Genomic DNA, 8,886 nt, shown 5'->3' with positions numbered 1-8,886 from the left:
CGCCGATGGTACTGCAGGGGGGACCCTGTGGGAGAGTAGGACGCCGCCGAACAATCATTGTGGGAAAGCCCCGCACCGTCATGGTGCGGGGCTTTCCTGCGTTCAGGACCACTTCCTGGGAGAGCAGGACCGGTGCGGCGGCGACGGCGATCCTGGGCGTACTCGGATCGTCCGCAAGGGTGCAGGGGTGGCAGGAACCGTGGCAGCAGGGAAACGGCCGACCCAGTGGAATGGATGGTTCTGAGCAGCCGGGAGTTCGGGGTACGATCTACCTCGTTGCCGCAGGGCAGCAGGCCCCAATAGCTCAGTCGGTAGAGCGTCTCCATGGTAAGGAGAAGGTCTACGGTTCGATTCCGTATTGGGGCTCGGCAAAGAAGAAGGCCCCCGCCAAGTGGCGGGGGCCTTCTTCGTCTTCAGGCTGTGTGGGGCTCCGGGATGCGCATCGCGAGGATGGCCATGTCGTCGGAGGCGGGTTCGGCCGCGAAGCGCTCCACAGCGCGCAGGACGCGGGCGGCGACCGCTCCCGCCGTCAGGCCGGTGCAGGTCGTGAGGACGTCGATCAGGCCGTCGTCGCCCAGCATGCGGGTGCCCTCACGGCGTTCGGTGACGCCGTCCGTGACACAGAGCAGGACGTCGCCGGGGTCGAGGGTCACCATCTGCTCGTACAGCTCCAGATCCTCCATGACGCCGAGGAGGGGCTGCGGCTCCGCTGCCGGTTCTACGCTGCCGTCCTGACGCAGACGCAGCGGCAGCGGGTGGCCGGCGCAGACGACCTTGAGGACTGCGCTGCCGTCCTCCTGGGGCCACAACTCCCCGTACAGGAGCGTGAGGAAGCGGCTGCGGGCGCCTTCGTCGAGGATCGCCGCGTTCAGGCGTTCGAGGACCGCGGGGCCGCCGAAGCCTTCGCGGGCGAGCAGGCGCAGTGCGTGGCGGGCGAGGCCGGTGACAGCCGCGGCTTCCGGGCCCGTACCGCACACGTCGCCGATGGCGAAGCCGTACGCGCCGTCACGGATGGGGAAGAGGTCGTAGAAGTCGCCGCCGACCTCGTTGCCTTCGCCGGCCGCGCGGTAGATGACCTCGACCTCGACGCCGGGGATCTGGGGCAGCCCCGGCGGCAGCAGGCTGCGCTGCAGGGCCTGGCTGATGGCTGTGCGCTCGGAGTACAGCCGGGCGTTGTCGAGGGCGAGGGCCGCTCGCCGGGAGAGGTCCTCGGCGAGTTCCAGGATCTCCTGGCGGAAATGGTCGTCGGAGGGCTTGCCGAGGACCAGCATGCCGATGACACGGTTGCGGGCGACGAGCGGCAGGACGACCGTCTCGCCGCCGACCGCTGCGGCCGTGGCGCGTGTGGTGCCGATGCCGGAGGAGACCGGTGAAGTGGAGCCCAGGCCGAGTTCGCGCTTGGAGGTGCGCAGGGCCGCCTGTTGGGCGGCGTCGGCCGGAGCGGTCCAGACGCGGGCTCCTGGGGTGGGGACCGGGTCGGGCGGGTCGATTTTGGCGAGGAGGGCCTTGAGGCCGTCGATGCGGTCCTCGTCCTCGTGGAGTACGTAGCTGAGATACGGCTCCGAAGCCTGGTCGGCGATCGTGTAGACGGCGCACCAGGTGGCGAGGGTGGGGACCGTCATCTGGGCCATCAGCGCCAGGGTTTGGTCGCGGTCGAGTGTTCCGGCGAGCAGGTCGGAAGCCTCGACGAGGAAGGAGAGCGAGCCGCGGCGCAGGCGTTCCAGCTCGCCCAGGCGGGCCGATTCGACGGCCAGGGCGATGCGGTCGGCCGCGAACTGGAGGCGCAGGGCCTCCTCGTTGGAGTAGCGGCCCGCGGATTCGGCGGCGACGCCGAGGGAGCCGGTGAGGCGGCCTTCGACCTTCAGTGGGACGGTGACGACCGAGCGCATCCCGGTGGAGTTGAGCAGCGGGACGGCGCCGGGGACGGCGGTGAGGTCCTCGTGGACGGCGGGCATTCTGGCTGAGCCGTAGCGGCCGGTGCCGGCTTCGACCGGGACGCGGGCGAAGCGCTGGCGAGCCGAGGGGAGGCCGGTGGTGGCACGTACTTCCAGCTCGGTCTCGTCGTCGGTGGCCAGCAGCAGAAAGGCGGCGTCGCCGTCGAGCATGTCGCGGGCGCGCTCGACGGTGCGCTGGAGTAGGCCGTCGAGATCATCGGGGGCGGGAGAGCCGATGAAGACCTCGAAGGGGTCGGTGGCGCGGCTCTCGCTGCCCGTTTCGGTGACGGGGGCGCGCTGCGGGGTCTGGATGACGGCGCGTTCGTCGTCGCGTACGAGAAGGCAGACCGTGGAGGGCTCGCCGTTGGTGTCCCGTACCCGAAGGTGGGAGGCGTAGACGGGGACGACGCGGCCGTCGGTGCCGCGGATGCCGTAACTGCCTTCCCAGCGGGAGAGTTGGAGCGCCTCGACGATGCCGGTGCCGATGCCGGGGGTGTGCGGCCAGGCGGCGAAGTCGGTCAGCGGCTTGCCGATGACGTGCTCGGCGGCGTATCCGAAGAGGTGCTGGGCGTCCTCGTTCCAGACGGAGATCGAACCGCTGCGGTCGATCTGGGTGACGGCGACGCGTACGCGTTCGTCGGCCACCGGGAGCAGGGCCGTGGGCATGACCGGGCCGGCGGAGCGGGTGCCCACCGGGCGCTGGGGGAGGTCGAGTTGGAACCACACCTGTTTGTAGGTGGGGGTGTACTCGACGCCCCAGCGGGAGGCGAGGGCGGCGCACAGGAGGAGTCCCCGGCCGTTCTCGCGGTCGGGGCTGCCGAGTGACAGACCGGTGCCCTGGATCGGGATTTCGCGTTCGGGATAGCGGTCGGCGACTTCTACCCGTACGCCGTCCTCCGTACGCAGACAGAGAACGTCGGCCGAGGTGCCGGCGTGCACGACGGCATTGGTGACGAGCTCGCTGGTGAGGACGACCGCATCATCGATGACGTCGGCATACCCCCACCCCTGGAGGGTGTCGCGCACAAAGGCGCGGGCGGTCGCGACGGACCGTCCCACAGGGTCGAAGCTGGCAGCCGCCCGCGCGGTGATCACAGAACTCCTCGTACGCGTCTCGACGCCCGGCTCTGCCATGATCGGCCTGCCCCTCCCGGTGCCCGGTGGTAGTACTTGCGCCACCCCGCCCCCGCCGGGCGGACCGGAGCGGGTGGACAGCCGGATGCCAGGTTACTTACCTTCGCTGTCCGAGCGGATGCCGGTTACCGCTGTTTCCGCCCACCGAGGGCGGGGACGCTATGCGAAGCTGCCGAACTGTTATGGCCTGGTTCGGCCATGGTGAAACACTGGGCAGGCTTCCTGAGACAGTCCGGGCAGTACGGTCAACCCCTGCGGGAGGGACACGGTGGAGTCTGGCGTGGCGGCGCGTGGCAAAAACACGCGCGCGAAAGGCGGACGGGCCCGGAACAATGGGACAACCGAAGTGGACGCGGCAGCCCTCAACAGGCTGCTGGCGGCTTTGGTGTCGATGCGGGACGGGAACTTCCGCAGGCGCCTGACCGTGTCCGGCGACGGAGTTATGTCCGAAATCGCGGCCGTGTTCAACGAGGTCGCCGACCGCAATCTCCACCTCACGGGTGAGCTCGCGCGTGTACGCAGGATGGTCGGGCGCGAGGGGAAGCTGACCGAGCGGCTGGAGACGGGGGCCTGTGAGGGCTCCTGGGCGGCCGCGATCGACGCCTCCAACGCCCTGGTGGACGATCTGGCGCGGCCGGTGTCCGAGGTGGGGCGGGTGCTCTCGGCGGTCGCTGAGGGCGACCTGGAGCAGCGTATGGAGCTGCGCTCGCACGCCGTGGACAGGGCGGACGGGTCCGACGGGTCCCTACGGCCGCTGCGCGGTGAGTTCCTGAAGGTCGCGCGGACCGTCAACAACCTGGTCGACCAGCTGTCGGCGTTCACCGACGAGGTGACGCGGGTGGCGCTGGAGGTCGGTACCGAGGGCAAACTCGGCGGCCAGGCCCAGGTGCGCGGAATGTCCGGTTCGTGGAAGGATCTCACGGATTCGGTCAACACCATGGCGTACCGGTTGACCGCACAGGTGCGTGACATTGCTCTCGTCACCACGGCGGTAGCCAAGGGCGATCTGTCGCGCAAGGTCACCGTCCATGTGGCCGGCGAGATGCTTCAGCTGAAGAACACCGTCAACACGATGGTCGACCAGCTGTCCTCTTTCTCCTCCGAGGTGACCCGGGTCGCCCGGGAGGTCGGCACGGAGGGCGAGCTCGGTGGCCAGGCGGCGGTGCCCGGTGTGGCAGGTGTGTGGAAAGACCTCACCGACTCGGTGAACACGATGGCCGGAAACCTCACCTCCCAGGTGCGCGGTATCGCCGAGGTGACCACGGCGGTCGCGAACGGCGATCTGTCGCAGAAGGTCACGGTCAGCGCGCGCGGTGAGGTGGCTCAACTCGCCGAGACGATCAACCAGATGACCGAGACGCTGCGTACGTTCGCGGACGAGGTCACCCGGGTGGCGAGCGAGGTCGGGGCCGAGGGTCTGCTCGGCGGGCAGGCGCAGGTGCCGGGCGCCGCCGGGACCTGGAAGGACCTGACCGACTCGGTGAACACCGTCTTCCGCAATCTGACCACTCAGGTGCGGGACATCGCGCAGGTGACGACGGCGGTGGCGAACGGCGATCTGTCGCAGAAGGTCACGGTCGATGTCGCGGGCGAGATGCTCGAGCTGAAGAACACCGTCAACACGATGGTGGACCAGCTGCAGTCCTTCGGTTCCCAGGTGACGCGGGTGGCCCGGGAGGTCGGCGTCGAGGGCCGGCTGGGCGGGCAGGCCGAGGTGCCGGGTGCGGCGGGGACGTGGAAGGACCTCACCGACTCGGTGAACACCGCGTTCCGTAACCTCACCGGCCAGGTGCGGGACATCGCGCAGGTGACGACGGCGGTCGCCAATGGCGATCTGTCGCAGAAGGTCACGGTCGATGTCGCGGGCGAGATGCTTGAGCTGAAGAACACCGTCAACACGATGGTGGCGCAGCTGTCCTCGTTCGCCGATCAGGTCACGCGGATGGCGCGGGACGTGGGTACGGAGGGCCGCCTCGGCGGCCAGGCGCGCGTCGACGGCGTCAGTGGTACGTGGAAGGAACTCACCGACTCCGTCAACTTCATGGCGGGGAACCTGACTTCGCAGGTGCGGCAGATCGCCCAGGTGACGACTGCCGTGGCCCGCGGTGATCTGTCGCAGAAGATCGACGTGGATGCGCGCGGCGAGATCCTGGAGCTGAAGAACACCATCAACACGATGGTCGACCAGCTCTCCGCGTTCGCCGAGCAGGTGACCCGGGTGGCCCGTGAGGTGGGCACGGACGGCCGACTCGGCGGCCAGGCGCAGGTGCCTGGCGTCGCCGGTGTGTGGCGCGACCTGACCGACTCCGTGAACGGTATGGCCGAGAACCTCACCGGCCAGGTCCGTAATATCGCGCAGGTCGCCACCGCCGTGGCCCGCGGTGATCTGTCGCAGAAGATCGACGTGGATGCGCGCGGCGAGATCCTGGAGCTGAAGAACACCCTCAACACGATGGTCGACCAGCTCTCGAACTTCGCGGAGCAGGTGACCCGGGTGGCCCGCGAGGTGGGCACCGAGGGCATCCTCGGCGGCCAGGCCGAGGTGCAGGGTGTCTCCGGCACCTGGAAGGACCTCACACAGTCCGTCAACTTCATGGCCAACAACCTGACTTCGCAGGTGCGCAATATCGCCGAGGTGACCACCGCGGTGGCGAAGGGCGACCTGTCGAAGAAGATCACTGTCGATGCCAAGGGCGAGATCCTCGAGCTGGTGACGACGGTCAATACGATGGTCGACCAGCTGCTGGACTTCGCCGACGAGGTGACCAGGGTCGCCCGTGAGGTGGGTACGGAAGGTGTGCTGGGCGGTCAGGCGCGGGTGCGAGGTGTCACCGGCATCTGGAAGGACCTCAGCGACAACGTCAACCTGATGGCCAACAACCTGACCAATCAGGTGCGGAACATCTCGCGGGTCTCCGCGGCGGTCGCCAACGGTGATCTGACGAAGAAGGTGACGGTCGAGGCGAGCGGCGAAGTCGCCGAGCTCGCCGACACCGTCAACACCATGGTGACGACGCTGTCGTCGTTCGCCGACGAGGTGACCCGGGTGGCCCGCGAGGTGGGCACCGAGGGCGAACTGGGCGGCCAGGCCCATGTGCCGGGCGTCTCCGGAACCTGGAGGGACCTCACCGAGTCCGTGAACTCGATGGCGTCCAATCTGACCGGCCAGGTGCGGCAGATCGCCACGGTCACCACCGCCATCGCCAAGGGCGACCTCACCAGGAAGATCGACATCGATGCGCGGGGCGAGATCCTCGAGCTGAAGACCACCATCAACACCATGGTCGACCAGCTGTCCTCGTTCGCCGAGGAGGTCACCCGGGTGGCTCGTGAGGTGGGTACGGACGGGCAGCTCGGCGGTCAGGCGCGAGTGCGGGACGTCGACGGCACCTGGCGCGACCTCACCGAATCGGTGAACGAGATGGCCGGGAACCTCACCCGGCAGGTGCGTGCGATCGCGGCCGTCGCGACCGCGGTGACCCGCGGCGATCTGAACCTCAAGATCGATGTGGACGCGGCGGGCGAGATCCAGGTTCTGCAGGACAACATCAACACGATGATCGCGAACCTTCGCGACACCACCCTCGCCAATGAGGAACAGGACTGGCTCAAGGGCAACCTGGCCCGTATCTCGGGTCTGATGCAGGGCAGGCGCGACCTGGAGGACGTGGCTTCGCTGATCATGAGCGAGCTCACGCCGGTCGTCTCGGCGCAGCACGGCGCGTTCTTCCTGGCGATGGCGACGGGCAGCGGCGCGGATGTGTCGGTCGCCGGGGAGATGTCGTACGAGCTGTGCATGCGCGGCAGTTACGGCTACTCCGCGGGTCTGATGCCCACGTCGTTCCGTCCGGGCGAGACCCTCATCGGCACCGCCGCCGAGGAGAAGCGGACCATCCAGGTCAATGTGCCGCCGGGCTATCTGAGGATCTCCTCGGGGCTCGGTGAGGCCTCGCCGGCGTATGTGATCGTGCTGCCGGTGCTGTTCGAGGGGAAGGTCCTCGGTGTGATCGAGCTGGCGTCGTTCCAGCCCTTCACGCAGATCCAGCGGGACTTCCTGAATCAGATCGCCGAGATGATCGCGACGAGCGTCAACACCATCAGCGTCAATACGAAGACCGAGGTGCTGCTCAAGCAGTCGCAGGAGCTGACCGAGCAGCTGCGTGAGCGCTCCGCGGAGCTGGAGAACCGGCAGAAGGCACTGCAGGCCTCCAATGCCGAACTGGAGGAGAAGGCCGAGCTGCTGGCGCAGCAGAACCGTGACATCGAGGTGAAGAACACCGAGATCGAAGAGGCCAGGCAGGTGCTGGAGGAGCGCGCCGAGCAGCTCGCGGTCTCGATGCGCTACAAGTCGGAGTTCCTGGCGAACATGTCGCACGAGCTGCGTACGCCGCTCAACTCCCTGCTGATCCTTGCCAAGTTGCTCGCGGACAACGCCGAGGGCAACCTCTCGCCGAAGCAGGTGGAGTTCGCCGAGACGATCCACGGCGCGGGCTCCGATCTGCTGCAGCTGATCAACGACATCCTCGATCTGTCGAAGGTCGAGGCGGGCAAGATGGACGTCAGCCCGACCCGTATCGCGCTGGTGCAGCTTGTCGACTATGTGGAGGCGACGTTCCGGCCGCTGACCGCGGAGAAGGGTCTCGACTTCTCCGTACGGGTGTCGCCGGAGCTGCCCGCGACGCTGCACACCGACGAGCAGCGGCTGCTGCAGGTGCTGCGCAACCTCCTGTCCAACGCGGTGAAGTTCACCGACAGTGGCGCGGTGGAGCTGGTGATACGGCCGGCGAGCGCCGATGTGCCGCAGTCGATCCGCGAACAGCTGCTGGAGGCCGGGTCGCTGCGGGACGCGGACGGCGATCTGATCGCTTTCTCGGTCACCGACACCGGTATCGGGATCGCGGCCGGCAAGATGCGCGTGATCTTCGAGGCGTTCAAGCAGGCCGACGGCACGACGAGCCGCAAGTACGGCGGTACGGGCCTGGGTCTGTCGATCAGCCGGGAGATCGCGCGGCTGCTCGGCGGCGAGATCCATGCGGCGAGCGAACCGGGCCGCGGCTCGACGTTCACCCTCTATCTGCCTCTTCACCCGAGCGAACTGCCGCCGCAGGGTTACCCCCAGCTCGCCCCCGGCGCCGTCGCCCCGCAGGGCGCCGCCGACGACGGTGTGGAGGACTTGGGCCGGCAGGCGCAGCCGGCCGCGTCCGCCGACGTCCATGCCGGCCCGGCGGCGCTGTTCCGGCGCCGCCGCAAGGCGCTGGGTGCCGTGGACCAGCGGTCGGCGCTGCCCGGCCAGCCGGGTGGGCCCGGGGCGGGTCAGGAGCAGTGGGCGGCGAACAGCAGCCAGGAGACTCCGGATCCGCGTCGGACCTTCACCTTCGACGGCGAGAAGGTGCTGATCGTCGACGACGACATCCGCAATGTCTTCGCGCTCACCAGCGTGCTGGAGCAGCACGGGCTGTCGGTGCTGTACGCGGAGAACGGCCGCGAGGGCATCGAAGTGCTGGAGCAGCATGACGATGTGACGGTCGTACTGATGGACATCATGATGCCGGAGATGGACGGGTACGCGACGACGACGGCGATCCGCAGGATGCCGCAGTTCGCCGGTCTGCCGATCATCGCGCTCACCGCGAAGGCGATGAAGGGCGACCGGGAGAAGGCCATCGAGTCGGGTGCTTCCGACTATGTCACCAAGCCGGTGGATCCCGACCATTTGCTCTCGGTGATGGAGCAGTGGATGCGCGGGGAGTGATCGATGACCGCACGATTCCCGGCGAGTTGCTGACTGACTGTGGCCGAAGGCGTGTGAGACGGCGGT

General features: G+C 68.3%; 2 protein-coding genes and 1 tRNA gene. 2 read left to right on the top strand and 1 reads right to left on the bottom strand.

Features of this window, described 5'->3' with window-relative positions; all coding sequences use genetic code 11:
• The first annotated feature begins 293 nt into the window (after positions 1–293).
• Positions 294–366 (top strand) — tRNA-Thr (locus AB0D12_RS29145).
• A 47-nt stretch (positions 367–413) separates the two neighbouring features.
• Here AB0D12_RS29145 and AB0D12_RS29140 read toward each other — a convergent pair.
• Positions 414–3,068: a SpoIIE family protein phosphatase gene (locus AB0D12_RS29140; RefSeq protein WP_362689024.1), complete on the bottom strand. Its 2,655-nt coding sequence runs from the start codon at positions 3,066–3,068 to the stop codon at positions 414–416.
• A 268-nt stretch (positions 3,069–3,336) separates the two neighbouring features.
• Here AB0D12_RS29140 and AB0D12_RS29135 point away from each other — a divergent pair, with 268 nt between their 5' ends.
• The gene (locus AB0D12_RS29135; protein ID WP_362689021.1) at positions 3,337–8,820 is read left to right on the top strand and encodes a HAMP domain-containing protein; all 5,484 of its coding nucleotides are present in this window, start codon (positions 3,337–3,339) and stop codon (positions 8,818–8,820) included.
• The last annotated feature ends 66 nt before the right edge of the window (positions 8,821–8,886 follow it).

Source organism: Streptomyces sp. NPDC048479 (assembly GCF_040651435.1).
GTDB lineage: Bacteria > Actinomycetota > Actinomycetes > Streptomycetales > Streptomycetaceae > Streptomyces.
The sequence above is the reverse complement of the archived record's forward strand: the minus strand, read 5'-3'. Positions and strand labels throughout refer to the sequence as shown.

Excerpts from the sequence above, each read along its gene's own strand:
- AB0D12_RS29140 (WP_362689024.1), bottom strand. The coding sequence starts at position 3,068 with ATGGCAGAGCCGGGCGTCGAGACGCGTACGAGGAGTTCTGTGATCACC.